This window comes from Salmonella sp. NW884 (assembly GCF_051700745.1).
In the GTDB taxonomy this organism is placed as follows: domain Bacteria; phylum Pseudomonadota; class Gammaproteobacteria; order Enterobacterales; family Enterobacteriaceae; genus Salmonella; species Salmonella enterica.
The window spans coordinates 14399-31123 of the sequence record NZ_JAMMDE010000008.1 but is presented as its reverse complement, the minus strand read 5'-3'; the positions used below and the strand labels follow the sequence as shown (position 1 = coordinate 31123).

The 16725-nt window shown below is 57.4% G+C and carries 15 protein-coding genes; 4 read left to right on the top strand and 11 right to left on the bottom strand.

Translation table 11 applies throughout. From position 1 onward, the window contains the following. Positions 1-80: 80 nt before the first annotated feature. Genes bioD through bioB form a run of 4 tightly spaced genes read right to left on the bottom strand, consistent with a single transcriptional unit; the run spans position 81 to position 3693 of the window. The gene (bioD, locus tag NA197_RS16930) at positions 81-767 is read right to left on the bottom strand and encodes a dethiobiotin synthase (protein WP_000167223.1); all 687 of its coding nucleotides are present in this window, start codon (positions 765-767) and stop codon (positions 81-83) included. After that, positions 760-1515, bottom strand: coding sequence for a malonyl-ACP O-methyltransferase BioC (gene bioC / locus NA197_RS16925; RefSeq protein ID WP_064043095.1), 756 nt, complete (start codon positions 1513-1515; stop codon positions 760-762). The genes bioD and bioC overlap by 8 nt, the downstream gene beginning before the upstream one ends. Further along, the gene (gene bioF, locus NA197_RS16920; protein ID WP_064043094.1) at positions 1499-2656 is read right to left on the bottom strand and encodes an 8-amino-7-oxononanoate synthase; all 1158 of its coding nucleotides are present in this window, start codon (positions 2654-2656) and stop codon (positions 1499-1501) included. The genes bioC and bioF overlap by 17 nt, the downstream gene beginning before the upstream one ends. Then, positions 2653-3693, bottom strand: coding sequence for a biotin synthase BioB (gene bioB, locus NA197_RS16915; protein ID WP_000090724.1), 1041 nt, complete (start codon positions 3691-3693; stop codon positions 2653-2655). The genes bioF and bioB overlap by 4 nt, the downstream gene beginning before the upstream one ends. A gap of 86 nt (positions 3694-3779) precedes the next feature. Here bioB and bioA point away from each other — a divergent pair, with 86 nt between their 5' ends. Together bioA and NA197_RS16905 are read left to right on the top strand one after the other, a co-directional pair. Beyond that, positions 3780-5069, top strand: a complete 1290-nt coding sequence (gene bioA, locus NA197_RS16910; RefSeq protein WP_064043093.1) for an adenosylmethionine--8-amino-7-oxononanoate transaminase — start codon at positions 3780-3782, stop codon at positions 5067-5069. A gap of 57 nt (positions 5070-5126) precedes the next feature. After that, positions 5127-5603 carry a kinase inhibitor gene (locus NA197_RS16905; RefSeq protein ID WP_000767403.1) on the top strand — a complete coding sequence of 159 codons (477 nt, stop codon included), beginning with the start codon at positions 5127-5129 and terminating at the stop codon, positions 5601-5603. Positions 5604-5687: 84 nt separating this feature from the next. Here the strand turns inward: NA197_RS16905 and hutH are convergent, their stop codons facing one another. The 5 genes from hutH to hutI form a co-directional block, all read right to left on the bottom strand. Next, a complete protein-coding gene (hutH, locus tag NA197_RS16900) occupies positions 5688-7208 on the bottom strand; it encodes a histidine ammonia-lyase (RefSeq protein WP_064043092.1) in 1521 nt (506 codons plus the stop codon). A 1-nt stretch (position 7209) separates the two neighbouring features. Continuing rightward, positions 7210-8895, bottom strand: a complete 1686-nt coding sequence (hutU, locus tag NA197_RS16895) for a urocanate hydratase (protein WP_001115209.1) — start codon at positions 8893-8895, stop codon at positions 7210-7212. 195 nt (positions 8896-9090) lie between these two features. Further along, entirely contained in the window at positions 9091-9816 is a 726-nt protein-coding gene (locus NA197_RS16890; RefSeq protein WP_064043091.1) for a histidine utilization repressor, read from the bottom strand. 44 nt (positions 9817-9860) lie between these two features. Beyond that, positions 9861-10802: a formimidoylglutamase gene (gene hutG, locus NA197_RS16885; protein WP_000195683.1), complete on the bottom strand. Its 942-nt coding sequence runs from the start codon at positions 10800-10802 to the stop codon at positions 9861-9863. Then, positions 10799-12022, bottom strand: a complete 1224-nt coding sequence (gene hutI / locus NA197_RS16880; protein WP_001616912.1) for an imidazolonepropionase — start codon at positions 12020-12022, stop codon at positions 10799-10801. Before hutI ends, hutG begins: the two co-directional genes overlap by 4 nt. A gap of 237 nt (positions 12023-12259) precedes the next feature. Between hutI and NA197_RS16875 the strand changes: the two genes are divergently transcribed. Then, positions 12260-13543 carry a putative acyl-CoA thioester hydrolase gene (locus tag NA197_RS16875; protein WP_064043090.1) on the top strand — a complete coding sequence of 428 codons (1284 nt, stop codon included), beginning with the start codon at positions 12260-12262 and terminating at the stop codon, positions 13541-13543. 144 nt (positions 13544-13687) lie between these two features. Here NA197_RS16875 and pgl read toward each other — a convergent pair whose 3' ends face one another. Next, entirely contained in the window at positions 13688-14683 is a 996-nt protein-coding gene (gene pgl, locus NA197_RS16870) for a 6-phosphogluconolactonase (RefSeq protein WP_020839469.1), read from the bottom strand. A 163-nt stretch (positions 14684-14846) separates the two neighbouring features. On the opposite strand from pgl, the gene NA197_RS16865 reads away from it, so the two are divergent. After that, positions 14847-15665, top strand: coding sequence for a pyridoxal phosphatase (locus NA197_RS16865; protein WP_023203951.1), 819 nt, complete (start codon positions 14847-14849; stop codon positions 15663-15665). Here the strand turns inward: NA197_RS16865 and modC are convergent, their stop codons facing one another. Next, positions 15666-16724, bottom strand: coding sequence for a molybdenum ABC transporter ATP-binding protein ModC (modC, locus tag NA197_RS16860; RefSeq protein WP_023243517.1), 1059 nt, complete (start codon positions 16722-16724; stop codon positions 15666-15668). Position 16725: the final 1 nt, after the last annotated feature.

Below are 16725 nucleotides of genomic sequence, written 5' to 3'. Positions count from 1 at the left end.
TAGCATGGCGACGTCAGGAGGGTCTGGCGAAAGAACAGCAGGATCGTCTGATCCTGCAAGAAGGCGATTTTTAAGCGCGGTCAGGCGCGTTCCAGGGGGCTAAGGTCCAGATACTGTCCTGTCGCCGCCTGCGATGGAGAAACGCCCAGCCACGGGATTTCCCCTAACAGCGGGGCCGGTATGACGCGGCGAAGCGTCGCGAGATATTCACCATGACGCGCGCCTGGCGGCTGCATGTCGTTGGCTATCCATCCGACAAGCGGTAATCCGGCCTGTTCTACCGCCAGCGCCGTCAGCATGGCGTGATTAATACAGCCCAGCTTGACGCCAACAACCAGAATCACCGGCAGCTGCTCCGTCTGTACCCAGTCGGCAAACGTCAGCGTGGCAGAGAGCGGTGTAAACCAGCCGCCCGCCCCTTCTGTCAACACCCAGTCTGCCTGCGCCTCCAGCGTTCGTAATCCGCGTGATAACACCGCCGCGTCTATCGCCCGGCCTTCGTCGGCGCTAACGATGTGGGGAGAGGTAGGCTCGGCAAAAGTATAAGGATTGATAGCGGAATAAGGTTGCGGCAGGCTGCTGTTACGCTGCAAGGCCAGGGCATCGCTATTGCGTAGCCCGTCGGTTGTCATTTCGCTGCCGGAAGCGACGGGCTTATAGCCTACGGTTTGATAACCTAACTGCGTTGCGGCCTGCAATAAGGCGCAACTGGCAACCGTTTTACCGACTTCAGTATCAGTACCGGTCACAAAATAGCGTTTAGTCACGTTCAATCACTCCCATAAAAAGATGGTACGTCAGCGGATATTTCCCCTGCCGCTGCGGCCATGCCAACTGAATCTGTCTGAGCCGGGCGCGGGTTAATACATCCGACTCCCGCCCTTCATGAAGATGGGTGGCGCCAATGCCTTTAAGCGAGCGCATCGCGCTCAGGGCATCCTCAAACCACAATGTCATCGCCTGAGTATGACGAGACGCCCGCCAGCCGCGCAGCGCGTGGTCAATGGCCTCTTCCGGCAAAAAGCTATTCGCGTGAGCGCGATTATCGACGGCCTGCCATGCCTGACGCAGCTCCGGCAACGACCCCTGGCACAAGGTGGTAAACGCCACCACGCCGCCGGGCCGTACAACCCGATACAACTCGCTCAACGCATCACGTAAATCGCCGCACCACTGGACCGCCAGGTTGCTCCAGGCCAGGTCAAAAACTTCGGCGTCATGGGGAACCGCTTCGATATCCGCCAGCAAATAGTGATGCGCCGCCTGACGATCGCGCGCCTGTTGCAGCATCGGCAGCGAAAGATCCAGGGCGGTCACTTCGCTCCCCCGCTCTCGCCAGTAACGACTCATACGTCCGGGGCCGCAGCCTGCGTCCAACACACTGGCAAACTGGCGGCCTGTCAACAGTGTCAGCAGCGCATCCGCGCTGTGTTGCTGTAAAGAGGCGTGCTGTTCATATTGCGATGCGGCCCGGCCAAACGCCGCCGCAATAGCCTGCTTATTCACCTGCGCCATGCAGTACCTCCAGCAGACGGTCGATATCACACGCTTCATGCGCCTGCGTTAACGTTAAGCGCAGGCGCGCCGTGCCGACAGGCACCGTCGGCGGGCGAATCGCCGTCGCCCAGCATCCTTGTTGACGCAGCGCCTCCGCCAGGCGCAATGCACGGCTGTTATCGCCCACGATTAACGGCTGGATGGCGCTATGGGCATTCAGTAGCGTAAACCGGGACGCGTTAACGCCGGCCCGAAAGCGCTGAACCAGAGCGGCGAGTTTTTCGCGCCGTTCACTACCTTCATCGCTACGGATCACCGCCAGCGAGGCGCTTAACGCCTGCGCCTGGGCGGGCGGCATACTGGTGCTGTAAACCAGATGACGGGCGAATTGCAGCAGATAATCCGCGACGCTTTCCGAGCAGAGCACCGCTGCGCCGCTGACGCCAAACCCCTTACCGAAAGTCACCACCAGCAACTCAGGCTTCACCCCCCGCTGCCAGCAGGTGCCCCGCCCCTCATCGCCAGTCACGCCGATGCCGTGCGCATCATCAACCAACAGCCAGGCATGATGCCTGCGGGCAATGTGCTGGATTTCCGCCAGCGGCGCGCTGTCGCCGTCCATGCTGTATACACCTTCTGTCACCACCAGTTGCTGGCCCACGCAGGGCGATTGCAGTAAACGCGACAGATGCTGCGTATCGTTATGGATAAAGCGGCGAAGCTGCGCCGGACTCTGATTGGCGGCCTCCAGCAGGGAAGCATGACTCAACCTGTCGGCCACAATCCGGTCATTTTTTTTCATTAAGGCAGTAATGACCGCCTGATTCGCCGCAAAGCCAGAGATAAACAGCAGCGCGCGTGGATATCCTAACCATTGCGCCAGTTCCTCCTCTAACGCCTGGTGCGCCACGGAATAACCGCTGATATGACCCGACCCGCCGCTGCCGACGCCAAAACGCGTCGCTGCCTGTTGCCAGGCGCGAATAATCTGCGGATGTTGACTTAAGCCGAGGTAATCATTGCTGGAAAAGTTAAGATACTGTCGCCCGTTCGCTACCAGCCAGCGTCCGGCGCCCTGCGATACCACATAGCGGCGGCGCAACGTATCCGTCGCCCGACGCGCCGTCAGCGCATCGTCGACGCGTTGTTGCCAACTCATAAGGCTGCCGCGTTGTAATAATCATCGGTGTCAGGCGTCATCAGCGTCTGCTCCAGACGTTGCTGCTGCTCGTTATCGCCCGCCAGCACCCTGGTCTGCTGCGGATTCAGCCCCAGCTTACGGAATAACTGCAGATCCTTGTCCTCTGCCGGATTTGGCGTAGTTAACAATTTGCAGCCATAGAAAATCGAGTTCGCCCCGGCCATAAAGCACATCGCCTGGGTCTGCTCGTTCATCTGTTCACGCCCTGCGGAAAGACGCACGTATGAGGTCGGCATCATGATGCGCGCTACGGCGATAGTACGAATAAAATCAAACGCATCCACGTCATCGTTATCCGCAAGCGGTGTTCCTTTCACCTTCACCAGCATGTTGATTGGCACGCTTTCCGGCGGCGTCGGTAAGTTCGCTAACTGCAACAACAGTCCGGCGCGATCGGTAACCGTTTCGCCCAGACCCACAATGCCGCCGGAGCACACTTTAATCCCTGCTTCACGGACTTTTTCCAGCGTGTCGAGGCGCTCCTGATAGGTACGGGTAGTGATGATATTGCCGTAAAACTCCGGCGAGGTATCGAGGTTGTGGTTGTAGTAATCCAGCCCGGCGTTAGCCAGACGCTGCGCCTGGCTCTCGTTCAACATGCCGAGCGTCATACAGGTTTCCAGCCCCATCGCTTTGACGCCCTGTACGATCTTCTCCAGATAAGGCATATCGCGTTCATGCGGATTCTTCCAGGCCGCCCCCATACAGAAGCGGGTCGAACCGGCGTTTTTCGCTTTACGGGCGGAGTCCAGTACCTGCTCTACCTCCATTAAACGCTCGGCTTCCAGCCCGGTTTTATAGCGCGAGCTCTGCGGGCAGTATTTACAATCCTCCGGGCAGGCGCCGGTTTTGATCGACAGCAGCGTACTAACCTGTACCTGCTGCGGATCGAAATGCTGGCGATGAATTTGCTGCGCTTCAAACAGCAATTCCAGCAGTGGTTTTTCAAATAATTCGGTTACTTGCGACAGTGTCCAGCGTGGGTGGCGAGCCATCGGGCTTCTCCAAAATATGTTGTTTGTTTTTGATATGGTGTAGACTCGTAAACCTAAATCTTTTTAATTTGGTTTACAAGTCGATTATGACAACGGACGATCTGGCCTTCGATAAACGCCATATTTGGCATCCTTACACTTCCATGACCTCGCCGCTGCCGGTATATCCCGTTGAGCGGGCCGAAGGCTGCGAGCTGGTTCTCGCCTCGGGCGAACGCCTGATTGAGGGGATGTCCTCCTGGTGGGCGGCCATTCATGGTTATAACCACCCGCAATTGAATGCGGCGATGAAAGCGCAAATTGACGCCATGTCGCATGTCATGTTCGGCGGCATAACCCATACACCTGCGGTGAATCTGTGCCGTAAGCTGGTCGCGATAACGCCTGAGCCGCTGGAGTGTGTCTTTCTGGCCGACTCTGGTTCGGTGTCGGTAGAAGTGGCCATGAAGATGGCGCTGCAATACTGGCAGGCGCGGGGCGAATCGCGTCAGCGTTTTCTGACGTTTCGCCACGGTTATCATGGCGACACGTTCGGCGCGATGTCGGTGTGCGATCCGGATAACTCCATGCACAGCTTGTGGAAAGGTTATCTGCCGGAAAATCTGTTCGCGCCGGCGCCGCAAAGCCGGATGGATGGCGAATGGGATGAAAGCGACATCGCGCCATTTGCCCGCCTGATGGCCGCGCATCGCCATGAAATAGCCGCCGTGATTCTGGAACCTATCGTTCAGGGTGCGGGCGGGATGCGCATATATCATCCACAATGGCTCAGGCGTATTCGTAACATGTGCGATCGTGAAGGCATTCTGCTGATTGCCGATGAAATAGCCACCGGGTTTGGCCGTACCGGCAAACTGTTCGCCTGCGAGCACGCCGGGATCGCGCCGGATATTCTGTGTCTCGGCAAAGCCTTAACCGGCGGTACCATGACCCTCTCGGCAACGCTCACGACACGCCAGGTTGCAGAGACTATTAGCAACGGCGAGGCGGGGTGTTTTATGCATGGCCCGACGTTTATGGGGAATCCGCTGGCCTGCGCCGTCGCCTGCGCCAGCCTGACGCTGCTGGAAAGCGGCGAATGGCGTCAGCAGGTGGCGTCTATCGAGTCTCAGTTACGCGCTGAGTTAGCCCCCGCGCAAAGTTCGCCCTGGGTGGCGGATGTGCGGGTGTTGGGCGCGATTGGGGTGGTTGAAACCACGCACACGGTCAATATGGCGGCGCTTCAACGCTTCTTCGTCGGGCAAGGCGTCTGGATCAGGCCGTTCGGCAGGCTAATCTACCTGATGCCGCCCTACATTATTCGTCCGGATCAACTGCGCCGTTTGACCCAGGCGGTCAATGACGCGGTACACAATGAAACATTTTTTAGCCATTAATCAGCGGTAAGCGATGCTGCTTCTGGCTACACTTCTGGTGAGTCAAAAGGAGAGCGCATGAAACTTATCAGCAACGATTTGCGCGATGGAGATAAACTTCCTCATCGCCACGTTTTTAACGGTATGGGCTATGATGGCGATAATATTTCGCCGCATCTGGCCTGGGACGACGTGCCGATGGGCACCAAAAGTTTTGTCGTGACCTGTTACGATCCCGACGCGCCGACCGGCTCCGGCTGGTGGCATTGGGTGGTGGTGAACCTCCCGGCGGATACGCGCGTACTGACCCAGGGGTTCGGCTCAGGCCTGGTGGCCGTACCAGACGGCGTCATTCAGACGCGTACCGATTTCGGTAAAGCGGGCTACGGCGGCGCGGCGCCGCCTAAAGGGGAAACGCACCGCTATATCTTTACGGTTCACGCGCTGGACGTCGAGCGTCTTGACGTTGATGAAGACGCCAGCGGCGCGATGGTCGGCTTTAACGTGCATTTCCATTCGCTCGCCAGCGCCTCGATCACGGCGATGTTCAGTTAAACGCTGTGCCGGATGGCGGCGTAAACGTCTTACCCTGCCAACGGGTTGGGTAAGCCGAATACGCGCCGCGCCATCCGGCAGCATTCACATAAAGTCCGGCAGCAGACGCTGTAACGCGCCTTGCGCCAGCAGCGTCGTCGCACACTCAATATCGGGTGCGAAAAAACGATCCTGCGTATAGTGCGCCACCCGCTCGCGCAGTGTCTGCCGCGCCTGTTCCAGTAACGAGCTAGAGGTTAACCCTTCCCGTAAATCTATCCCCTGACAGGCCGCCAGCCACTCCACGGCAATGATGCCGCGGGTATTCGCCGCCATTTCCCAGAGTCGCCGTCCCGCCGCCGGGGCCATTGAGACATGATCTTCCTGATTCGCCGAGGTCGGCAGGCTATCCACGCTGTGCGGGTGCGCCAGCGCTTTATTCTCGCTGGCAAGCGCCGCGGCGGTGACCTGGGCAATCATAAAACCGGAATTAACGCCGCCATTTTTCACCAGGAACGGCGGTAACTGCGACATATGTTTATCCATCATCAGCGCGATGCGCCGCTCCGATAGCGCGCCGATTTCCGCTATCGCCAGCGCCAGATTATCCGCCGCCATGGCAACCGGTTCAGCATGGAAGTTACCGCCGGAGATCACCTCCCCCGCCTCGGCAAAGACCAGCGGATTATCGGATACCGCGTTGGCCTCAGCCAGCAGTACCTCTTTCGTCTGACGTAACTGGGTCAGACAAGCGCCCATTACCTGCGGCTGGCAGCGAAGGGAATACGGGTCCTGAACTTTATGACAGTGGTGATGTGATTCAGCAATGGCGCTGGTATCGGTCAGCAGATGCCGGAACAACCGCGCGACGTCAATTTGCCCCTGTTGTCCGCGCGCGGCATGAATACGCGCATCAAAAGGACGGCGCGATCCCAGTACGGCTTCGGTGGTCAGCGCGCCGCAGACGACGGCGGAGGCAAATAACTCCTGTGCCTCAAACAAACCGCGCAGCGCGAAGGCCGTCGACGCCTGGGTGCCGTTAAGCAGCGCCAGCCCCTCTTTGGCCGCCAGCGCGACAGGTTCCAGTCCGGCCTTTTTTAGCGCCGCCTGCGCCGGAAGCCATTCGCCCTGCCAGCGCGCTTTTCCTTCGCCAAGCAGCGTCAGCGACAGATGCGCCAGCGGCGCTAAGTCGCCCGACGCGCCAACCGAGCCTTTTGCCGGAATCAGCGGATACACGCCGGCATTTACCAGAGCGATGAGCGCTTCTATCACGCTCAACCGAATCCCGGAAAACCCGCGCGCCAGGCTATTGATTTTCAATACCATAATCAGACGCACCATCGCGTCATCCAGTGGGTCGCCTACACCCGCGGCGTGAGACAGCACCAACGATCGCTGTAGATTTTGCAAGTCATCATCAGCGATGCGTGTCTGCGCCAGCAGGCCGAAACCGGTGTTGATGCCGTAGGCGGTACGCCCTTCGGCAACGATATCATTGACGCACGCAACGCTGGCGTTAATGCCGTCAATGGCGCTGGCGTCCAGCCGAAGCTGTACCGGATGACGCCAGACATCGTACAGTTGAGAGAGACTTAACTGCCCCGGAGTGAGTGTCATGGTGTTCATATCAGCCTTTCCCCTGCGTCGCCGCAACCATCGGTAAATTCAGACCTTGCTCAACAGCGCATTCCACCGCGAGATCATATCCGGCATCGGCATGGCGCATGACGCCCGTCGCCGGATCGTTGTGTAACACGCGGCGAATACGCGCGGCGGCCTCGTCAGTGCCATCACAGACAATCACCATACCGGCGTGTTGCGAAAAACCCATCCCCACTCCGCCGCCATGATGGAGTGATACCCATGTCGCCCCGCTGGCGGTATTCAGCAACGCATTTAACAGCGGCCAGTCGGAAACCGCGTCGGAGCCGTCGCGCATCGCTTCGGTTTCACGGTTAGGGCTGGCGACAGAGCCGGAATCCAGGTGATCGCGGCCAATCACAATGGGCGCGGATACCTCGCCGCAACGCACCATTTCGTTGAACGCCAGCCCCAGTTTTTGCCGCCACTCCAGGCCTACCCAGCAGATACGCGCCGGTAACCCCTGAAAATGAATGCGCTCGCGCGCCATATCCAGCCAGTGATGCAGATGTTTATCCTCAGCCACTATCTCTTTGACTTTGGCATCGGTTTTATAGATATCCTGCGGATCGCCGGACAGCGCCACCCAGCGAAACGGCCCGATGCCACGACAGAACAGCGGACGAATATAGGCTGGCACAAATCCCGGAAAATCAAAGGCGTTTTCCACCCCCATCTCTTTCGCCATCTGGCGAATATTGTTGCCATAGTCAAAGGTCGGCACGCCCATTTTACTGAACGCCAGCATCGCCCGAACATGCGCCGCCATGGAACGTTTCGCTGCCTGCATCGTCCCGTGGGGATCGGATTGCGCGTTTTTCTGATACTCCTCCCAGCGCCAGCCGGAGGGCAAATAACCATGTAGCGGATCGTGGGCGCTGGTCTGATCGGTCACCAGGTCCGGGCGCACGCCGCGATTAACCAGTTCCGGCAGGATATCCGCCGCATTCGCGCACAGGGCGACGGACACGGCTTTCCCCTCGCGGGTGTAGCGAGTAATGCGGGCCAGCGCGTCATCCAGCGTGGCGGCCTGCTCATCCACGTAGCGAGTACGCAGACGAAAATCGATACGGCTTTGCTGGCATTCAATCGTCAGCGAACACGCTCCGGCCAGCGTCGCGGCTAGCGGTTGCGCGCCGCCCATGCCGCCCAGCCCGGCAGTCAGCACCCAGCGTCCCGCCAGCGTGCCGTTATAGTGCTGACGCCCCGCCTCGACAAAGGTTTCGTATGTTCCCTGCACGATTCCCTGGCTGCCGATATAGATCCAGCTTCCGGCCGTCATTTGACCGTACATCGCCAGCCCTTTCGCATCCAGTTCGTTAAAGTGTTCCCATGTCGCCCAGTGGGGAACCAGGTTGGAGTTGGCGATTAATACCCGCGGCGCGTTGTCGTGCGTTTTAAATACGCCGACCGGTTTGCCAGACTGAATAAGCAACGTTTCGTCCGCCTCCAGCCGGGTGAGCGCATCAACAATAGCGTCATAGCATTCCCAGTTGCGCGCGGCGCGACCAATCCCGCCGTAGACCACCAGCTCATGCGGATTTTCCGCCACGTCAGGATCGAGATTATTCATTAACATCCGCAGCGGGGCTTCTGTCAGCCAGCTTTTCGCCGTTAATACCGTGCCTCTGGGCGCGCGGATAGTCTGCTGACGATACTTGCTTTCAGGCATAGCAATGACTCCTCATTATTATCGGTCTGCCATCGCCAAATAACGCTAAAACGCCACTATCAGGCACCGCCGCAGACCCACAGATAAGAATCAGACATATACTTGTCTATACAAGTAAGCACAAGAATAGAATTAACAAAAATGATACAATTTTGTTATATTGTGTCAGCAATCACGTTTTCCGGCAGCAGCCGCTCAGGAGATAAATCGTCCCTGTAGCCGGTAGCGCGACCCGGGGAAAAGTAAGCGGGCGTGAGAAACAATCCGCGACGCGGACCAGGTTGTACGACGAATGAGCAGACAAGGCTCATGCTCTTTGATAGTTAACCACGCGCACTCTTGCGCCGTGGCGCGCACCGCCTCCACAATATGTTCCCCTTCCGTTAGCGGCGCGATCCGCGACAAATAAGCGTGCGGCGTGGTCTGACGGTAATCCTGCGTCAGGTAATCCACGGCAATATCCGCATTCACGCAGCGATCTTCAATTTGTACCGGCAGATCGTTTTCATAATGCACCATGATGGAATGGAAAATGACATCGCTCTCATTGACGTTGAGAGCGCTGGCCTGGATGGCGTTTGCCCGCACACGCTCCAGCGTGAGCACCTCACAACGATGCTGATGATGGCGGGCGGCAATCTCCTCGGCGATACTGCGGACTTCAAACAGCGCGGACTGGCCTTTCGGTTCGGCGACAAACGTCCCCACGCCCTGTAAACGCACCAGCCACCCTTCATCCGTCAGCTCACGCAGCGCCCGGTTGATTGTCATTCGGCTAAAGCCATACTGAGCGACCAGTTCAGCTTCCGACGGAATGCGATCGTGCGGCTGCCAGACGCCGCCGGCTATTTTTTTACAGATGTCCTGTTTCACCGTTTCGTAAAAAGGCGCAGGCACAGAACGGGAGCGGGATGAATACATGCGTGAAGCCTTCCTTATGCGGAGAGTGTTTTCCGGATGACAGATTAACGCCACCAGTGCGCGATTTGCCAGCCAAGCCGCGCCGCCACGCGCGCCGCTGCGCCATCTTCATCAAAGCGTGGATTAAATTCAACCAGATCCGCCGCCTGTAATTTTCCGCTGCGGCAAACCGGCTCAATTAAACGCAGAACCTGTATCAGCGGCACGCCCAGCGCTGCGGGAGCGGAGACGGCCGGCATTTCCCAGACAGGCAATACGTCGAGATCAATAGTCAGATAAATTTTATCCACCTTGTCGATAAACTGCGTCATCTGCGCCAGCGCGTCATGGCAGTCAAGATCCTCCACCACGGTAACATTCCGCCACTGCGCTTCCCGCCACAACGCCTGCGTATTCGCCGCACGGCTCACGCCGAAACAGGCATAATGAAACGCGCGGCTCTGCGCGTCGCATAGCTGCGCCAGTTGACGAAACGGCGTACCGGATGTTGCCCGGTCGGTCTGACGGAGATCCAGATGCGCATCAAGATTAATGATCCCTACGCTTTCCTGCGCAAACGCATCCAGCACCCCCGCGCCGTGTCCAAACGCGGTTTCATGCCCGCCGCCCAGTACCAGCGTGCGCATCCCGGCCCGCAGACAGCGGCTTACCGCATCGCGCAAGGCCTGCTGCGCGCCTTCCAGATCGGGCGTCGGCGCAACCCAATTGCCTAAATCCACCAGCCGTTCATGTCCCTGGTGGCTGGCCATATTCGCCAGCGCTTTACGCAACGCATCCGGGGCTCCTGCCGCGCCGGGACGGCCTGCATTGCGTTTTACCCCCTCGTCGCAGGCAAATCCCATTAACGCGATCTTTTGCTGCCAGTTTTCGGGGGAAAAGGTCTCGCTGCGCGTGACGGTCTGAAACAGACGCCGCGCATCCGGCGCTTCTATACTGTCATCGCGCCCCTGCCAGAGCGCCGGAGAAGCCGGATACCATTGCGTCATGAGATTTGTCCTCTGTATACCCGCTGATATAAAGGGTTACGCCCCGGCTCATACACAATCTCTACCGGCTGTTCAGCATCCCACACCACAAAATCCGCCCGGTAGCCGGCCCTGATCTGCCCATGCGTCGCCTGTCTTCCCAACGCGCGTGCGGCATGGCGCGTAACGCCCGCCCATGCCTCTTCCGGCGTCAGACCAAACTGTACGCAGGCCATATTCATCGCCAGATGCAAACTACAAAACGGGCTGGTGCCGGGATTGAAATCGCTGGCGACGGCGACAGGCACCTGATAGCGGCGCAGCAGTTCCACCGGCGGGCGCTGCGTCTCGCGCAGAAAATAAAACGCGCCGGGCAACAACACGCCGACAGTACCGCCGTCACGCATCGCCGCGACGCCCGCTTCATCAAGATATTCGATATGATCCGCCGATAAACCCTGATAACGGCTCAACAACTGCGCGCCGCCCAACAGCGAAAGCTGCTCAACATGGCCTTTAACGGGAATACCTAACGCCTTCGCCGTCTGCAACACGCGCTCACTCTGCGCCACATTAAAGCCGACGCTCTCGCAAAAGAGGTCTACCGCATCAAATAACCCTTTTTGCCAGAGCTGCGGAATCATCGTCTCGCAGACCAGAGTGATGTAGCCGTCCGGGTCGTCACGATACTCCGCTGGCGTAGCATGAGCGGCCAATAGCGTGGGGCTAATATCAATAGCGTTTTCGGCGGCAAGTTTTGCAGCGACGCGCAACAGCTTTTCTTCTGTCGCCAGCTCCAGACCATAGCCGGATTTAATCTCCAGCAGCGTAACGCCTTCGCTGGCAAGGCGCATCATGCGTTCGCGCGCCAACAGGTAGAGCGTCTCCTCCGCACAGGCGCGGGTTGCTGATACCGTCGCGTTAATGCCGCCGCCCTGAGCGCTAATATGCTGGTATGACGCGCCGTTAAGCCGCTGCTCCCACTCTGCGGCGCGGTTACCGGCAAACACCAGATGCGTGTGGCAATCGATAAGTCCCGGGGTTACCAGTCGTCCCTGCATATCATGGATATTGCCCCCGCTGACAGGAAGCTGCGTCTCTGGCACGATATCGCAAATATGCCCTTCGCGTACAATCAGCGCCTGGTTATCTACCAGCCCGTACGGGGCTTGCCGCTGCGGGTCCATTGTCGCCAGCCTGATGTTTCGCCAGACAGTATCGCCCGGTAAAAGTTGCCGCATTCCTGTCGCTCTCTTGCCTGTCATGAGTTGTATAGACATTTATTTTCTTTCTGCTCCGGATTGTCAACTCAAAGCGCGAAAGTTGTTGCTTAATTGTGATAAAACTATCTGATGCTACAGGTGTTTCCAGCCTGAAAAGGAACTTTTTACCTTTTCGCCTTCCCGTTTCGTTCAACTTAGTATAAAAAAGCAGGCTTCAATGGATGTCATTTAACTTTTTCAAGCCCGGAGCAACCTGTGAATACATTATCGGTTTCCCGTCTGGCGCTGGCACTGGCTTTTGGCGTGACGCTGAGCGCCTGTAGCTCTACGCCACCCGATCAGATCCCTTCCGATCAAACCGCGCCTGGCATCGCCTCGCGCCCAATTCTGTCGGCAAATGAAGCGAAAAACTTCGTTGCGGCGCGCTATTTTGCCTCCCTGACGCCGAATACCGCCCCGTGGTCGCCGTCGCCGATTACCCTGCCCGCACAGCCTGACTTTGTGGTGGGGCCGGCGGGTACGCCAGGCGTTACGCACACCTCAATTCAGGCCGCGGTCGATGCGGCAATGGTTAAACGCACGAACAAACGCCAGTACATTGCTATTATGCCGGGCGACTATCAGGGGACCGTGTATGTTCCCGCCGCGCCGGGAAGTCTGACCCTGTACGGGACCGGTGAAAAACCGATCGATGTGAAAATTGGGATGGCGATTGATGGTGAAATGAGTGTCGCTGACTGGCGCCGCGCGGTGAATCCCGGCGGGAAATATATGCCTGGTAAACCCGCCTGGTATATGTTCGATAACTGCCAAAGCAAACACGCCGCGACGATCGGTGTGATGTGTTCTGCCGCGTTCTGGTCGCAGAATAACGGTCTGCAGCTACAAAATCTGACCATCGAGAACACGCTGGGCGACAGCGTCGATGCCGGAAACCATCCGGCGATAGCGCTGCGTACCGATGGCGACAAAGTCCAGATTAACAAGGTCAATATCCTTGGCCGCCAGAACACCTTCTTTGTGACCAACAGCGGCGTGCAGAACCGTCTGCAAACCGATCGCCAGCCGCGTACGCTGGTGACGAACAGCTATATTGAAGGCGATGTGGATATGGTGTCCGGACGCGGTGCCGTGGTGTTCGATAACACCAACTTCCAGGTCGTCAACTCCCGCACACAGCAGGAAGCCTACGTCTTCGCCCCGGCGACGCTGTCCAATATTTACTATGGCTTTTTGGCGATCAACAGCCGCTTTAACGCCTCCGGCGATGGCGTTGCGCAGCTTGGCCGCTCGCTGGATGTCGACGCCAACACCAACGGTCAGGTCGTGATCCGCGACAGCGTGATTAACGAGGGCTTCAACGTTGCCAAACCGTGGGCCGACGCGGTCATCTCGAAACGTCCGTTTGCTGGAAATACGGGAACCGTGGATGACAAAGACGAGGTGCAGCGTAATCTGAACGACACTAACTACAACCGCATGTGGGAATACAACAACCGCGGTGTAGGCAGTAAAGTGGTAGCGGAACCTAAGCAGTAATCGCCGTTCCGGTTCAGGCTTATAAACGGGCCGCCGCAGCAGATGTGGCGGCCCGTGGTTTTACTGCAAGCGATGTTTATTGAAATTAATCAGGCATCCCGCCTTAATGAGCTCCAGCCCGCCGCCCTCCGGCACACGGCGTCTTTAGTACGCGTTCACCACAACCCACATTGGCCCCTGGCCGACGGCATAACGGCCTTTTTCCGTCAGCAACCCCTGAGTGCCCGTAATTTCATAGACCGCGATATGATGTGATTTTTGACCCGCAGCAATCAGGTATTTTCCGCTATTGTCGATATTAAAGCCGCGCGGTTGGGCTTCCGTCGGCTGGAAGCCTTCAACGCTCAGTACGCTGCCATCTTCGGAGACACTAAAGACGGTAATCAGACTGGCGGTGCGGTCACAGGCATACAGATACCGTCCATCCGGCGTAATATGAATATCCGCCGCCCAACGGGTATCGGAAAAATCGGCGGGCATCATATCCAGGGTTTGTACGCACTCTATCTCGCCATGCGGATTTTTAAGCTGCCAGACATCCACCGAACTGTTCAGTTCATTGACGCAATACGCATATTGTCGATTCGGGTGGAAGACCATATGACGCGGGCCTGCCCCTTCAACTGTATTTACTTCCGCCGGCTCCTGGGCCACCAGATGGCCGTCATCGCTTAGCGTAAACAGACAAATGCGATCCTGTTTTAGCGCAGGCACCCACAGGGTACGGTTATCCGGCGTAATATTTGCCGAGTGGCAGCCGTCCAGCCCCTCCACCACATCCACCAGCTCAACCGGCAGGCCATCCTGTAAGCGCGTCACGCTGACATTACCGGCGTTATACGATCCGACAAAGACAAAACGACCATGATGATCGGTAGAAATATGGGTCGGGCTACCCGGCAGGGCGGATTCGGCGGCAAACGTCAGCGCGCCATCATCCGGCGCAATACGATACGCCAGGACACGAAACTCCGGGCGCACGCCGACATAGAGGTAGCGTTTATCCGGACTGACCACCATCGGCTGAACCTGACCGGGCACATCCACGACCTGCACCAGCGTCAGCGTCCCTTCGTGGTTCAGGCTCCAGACGTGAATTTGCTGACTCTCAGGGCTGGCGGTATAGACTGTTTGTTTCATGAATACTCCTTTGCATATGGCATGTAGCTGCAATAACAGGACACAGCTTAACGTAGTCGCTTTTGACGGCGAATGCTGAATTCAGACGCAGAATTTTGTCTGCTTACCGTCCCGGTGTACCATGCCGACAGACGGAATTATTACTCTTAATCTGGAAAAAATTATGACTGCACGCGTGATTGCCCTCGATTTAGACGGAACGTTATTAACCCCGCATAAAACCTTACTCCCCTCCTCGCTTGACGCGCTATCACGCGCCAAAGAGGCGGGCTTTCAACTTATCATTGTCACTGGTCGCCATCACGTTGCTATTCATCCTTTTTATCAGGCGCTGGCGCTGGAAACACCTGCTATTTGCTGCAACGGCACCTATTTGTATGATTATCAAGCTAAAACTGTCCTGGATGCCGATCCTATGCCCGTGGATAAAGCGTTGCAGTTGATTGATTTACTGGATGAGCATCAGATTCACGGCCTGATGTATGTTGATGACGCTATGCTTTACGAACACCCAACCGGTCACGTCGTGCGTACCTCCCGGTGGGCGCAGACCTTGCCACCGGAGCAACGTCCGACCTTTACACAGGTCTCTTCGTTGGCGCAGGCGGCGCGCGACGTGAATGCCGTGTGGAAGTTTGCGCTTACCGATGAAGATATTCCCAGACTACAGCGGTTCGGTCAGCATGTTGAACAGGCGCTTGGCCTGGAGTGCGAATGGTCATGGCACGATCAGGTGGATATCGCGCGCAAAGGCAACAGTAAAGGCAAGCGCCTTACCCAGTGGATAGAAGCGCAGGGAGGGTCAATGAAAAATGTGATCGCTTTCGGCGATAACTACAACGACATCAGTATGCTGGAGGCGGCAGGCACCGGCGTTGCGATGGGCAACGCCGATGATGCGGTGAAAGCGCGCGCTGACGTTGTGATCGGCGATAACACTACCGATAGCATCGCCAAATTTATTTACACCCACCTGCTATAGTCAGGCGGTGATAGAAACGCTTTTCACCTGCGCGTAAAGCCACAGGCCAGGCTTGATATTCAGCTCATCCCTGGCCCACGGGCTTATTCGCGCCCACAGCGTTCTGCCGCCTATCTCAAGCTGGACTTCCACCTGTCCGTTATCGTCATAACAACTCGCCACTTTTGCCCGCAATACGTTGCGGATACTGGTCTGCTGCGGCGGCTGTAGTACCAGCGAGACATCCGACGCCTGTATGCGAATACGCAGTGTGGATTGCAGCGGCTGATTGAGTTTATTTACCCACAGGTGCTGGTCGCCAAGCGCCAGAGCGGTCATGGCATAATGCGGGTGATGCTCCAGCACGCTGACTTTCAGAATACTGCTCTGTTGCTCTTTCGGCAGCCACGGGTGCATAACGCTGCTTCCCCAGACCTCCTCCAGCGGGCCAAACGCTTTAACCTGTCCATCCTCCAGCACCATGACTTTATCCGCCAGGTGGAGAATTTCATCGAGAGAATGGCTGACATACAGCATGGGAATATTGATTTCTCGCGCCAGCCGTTGCAGGTACGGCAGTAATTCGCGTTTTCGCGGGATATCCAGCGAGGCCAACGGTTCGTCCAACAGCAGCAACTCCGGGGCGGTGAGCAATGCCCGGCCTATCGCTACGCGCTGTTTTTCTCCGCCAGACAAGCTCCCCGGCAGGCGATCAAGCAACGCTTCAATTCCCAGCAGCGACACCAGCTTATCAAACTGGCCGGTCATGCTTTTCGCCATGCCGTAGCGCAAATTGCCGCGTACTTTGTAATGGGGGAACAGGCGCGCATCCTGGAAAACATAACCGATGCGGCGCTTTTCCGGCGTTAAACAGATACCGTTTTCCGCGTCATGCAACACCCGGCCATTCAGCGCGATGCGTCCTTTTTGCGGGCGAGTCAAACCGCTGATGGCATTAATCAGCGAGGTTTTTCCCGCGCCGGAGACGCCAAAGATAGCCGTGATCCCACTGGCTGGCAGCGTTTCGTTGAGGGTTAAACAGTGCGTTCCCAGCGTCTGGGAAAAATTAAGCTCCAGCATG

Coding starts and splice junctions, on each gene's coding strand:
- bioC (WP_064043095.1), bottom strand. CDS start 1,515: ATGGCGCAGGTGAATAAGCAGGCTATTGCGGCGGCGTTTGGCCGGGCC.
- bioF (WP_064043094.1), bottom strand. CDS start 2,656: ATGAGTTGGCAACAACGCGTCGACGATGCGCTGACGGCGCGTCGGGCG.
- bioB (WP_000090724.1), bottom strand. CDS start 3,693: ATGGCTCGCCACCCACGCTGGACACTGTCGCAAGTAACCGAATTATTT.
- bioA (WP_064043093.1), top strand. CDS start 3,780: ATGACAACGGACGATCTGGCCTTCGATAAACGCCATATTTGGCATCCT.
- NA197_RS16905 (WP_000767403.1), top strand. CDS start 5,127: ATGAAACTTATCAGCAACGATTTGCGCGATGGAGATAAACTTCCTCAT.
- hutH (WP_064043092.1), bottom strand. CDS start 7,208: ATGAACACCATGACACTCACTCCGGGGCAGTTAAGTCTCTCTCAACTG.
- hutU (WP_001115209.1), bottom strand. CDS start 8,895: ATGCCTGAAAGCAAGTATCGTCAGCAGACTATCCGCGCGCCCAGAGGC.
- NA197_RS16890 (WP_064043091.1), bottom strand. CDS start 9,816: ATGTATTCATCCCGCTCCCGTTCTGTGCCTGCGCCTTTTTACGAAACG.
- hutG (WP_000195683.1), bottom strand. CDS start 10,802: ATGACGCAATGGTATCCGGCTTCTCCGGCGCTCTGGCAGGGGCGCGAT.
- hutI (WP_001616912.1), bottom strand. CDS start 12,022: ATGCGGCAACTTTTACCGGGCGATACTGTCTGGCGAAACATCAGGCTG.
- pgl (WP_020839469.1), bottom strand. CDS start 14,683: ATGAAACAAACAGTCTATACCGCCAGCCCTGAGAGTCAGCAAATTCAC.
- NA197_RS16865 (WP_023203951.1), top strand. CDS start 14,847: ATGACTGCACGCGTGATTGCCCTCGATTTAGACGGAACGTTATTAACC.
- modC (WP_023243517.1), bottom strand. CDS start 16,724: ATGCTGGAGCTTAATTTTTCCCAGACGCTGGGAACGCACTGTTTAACC.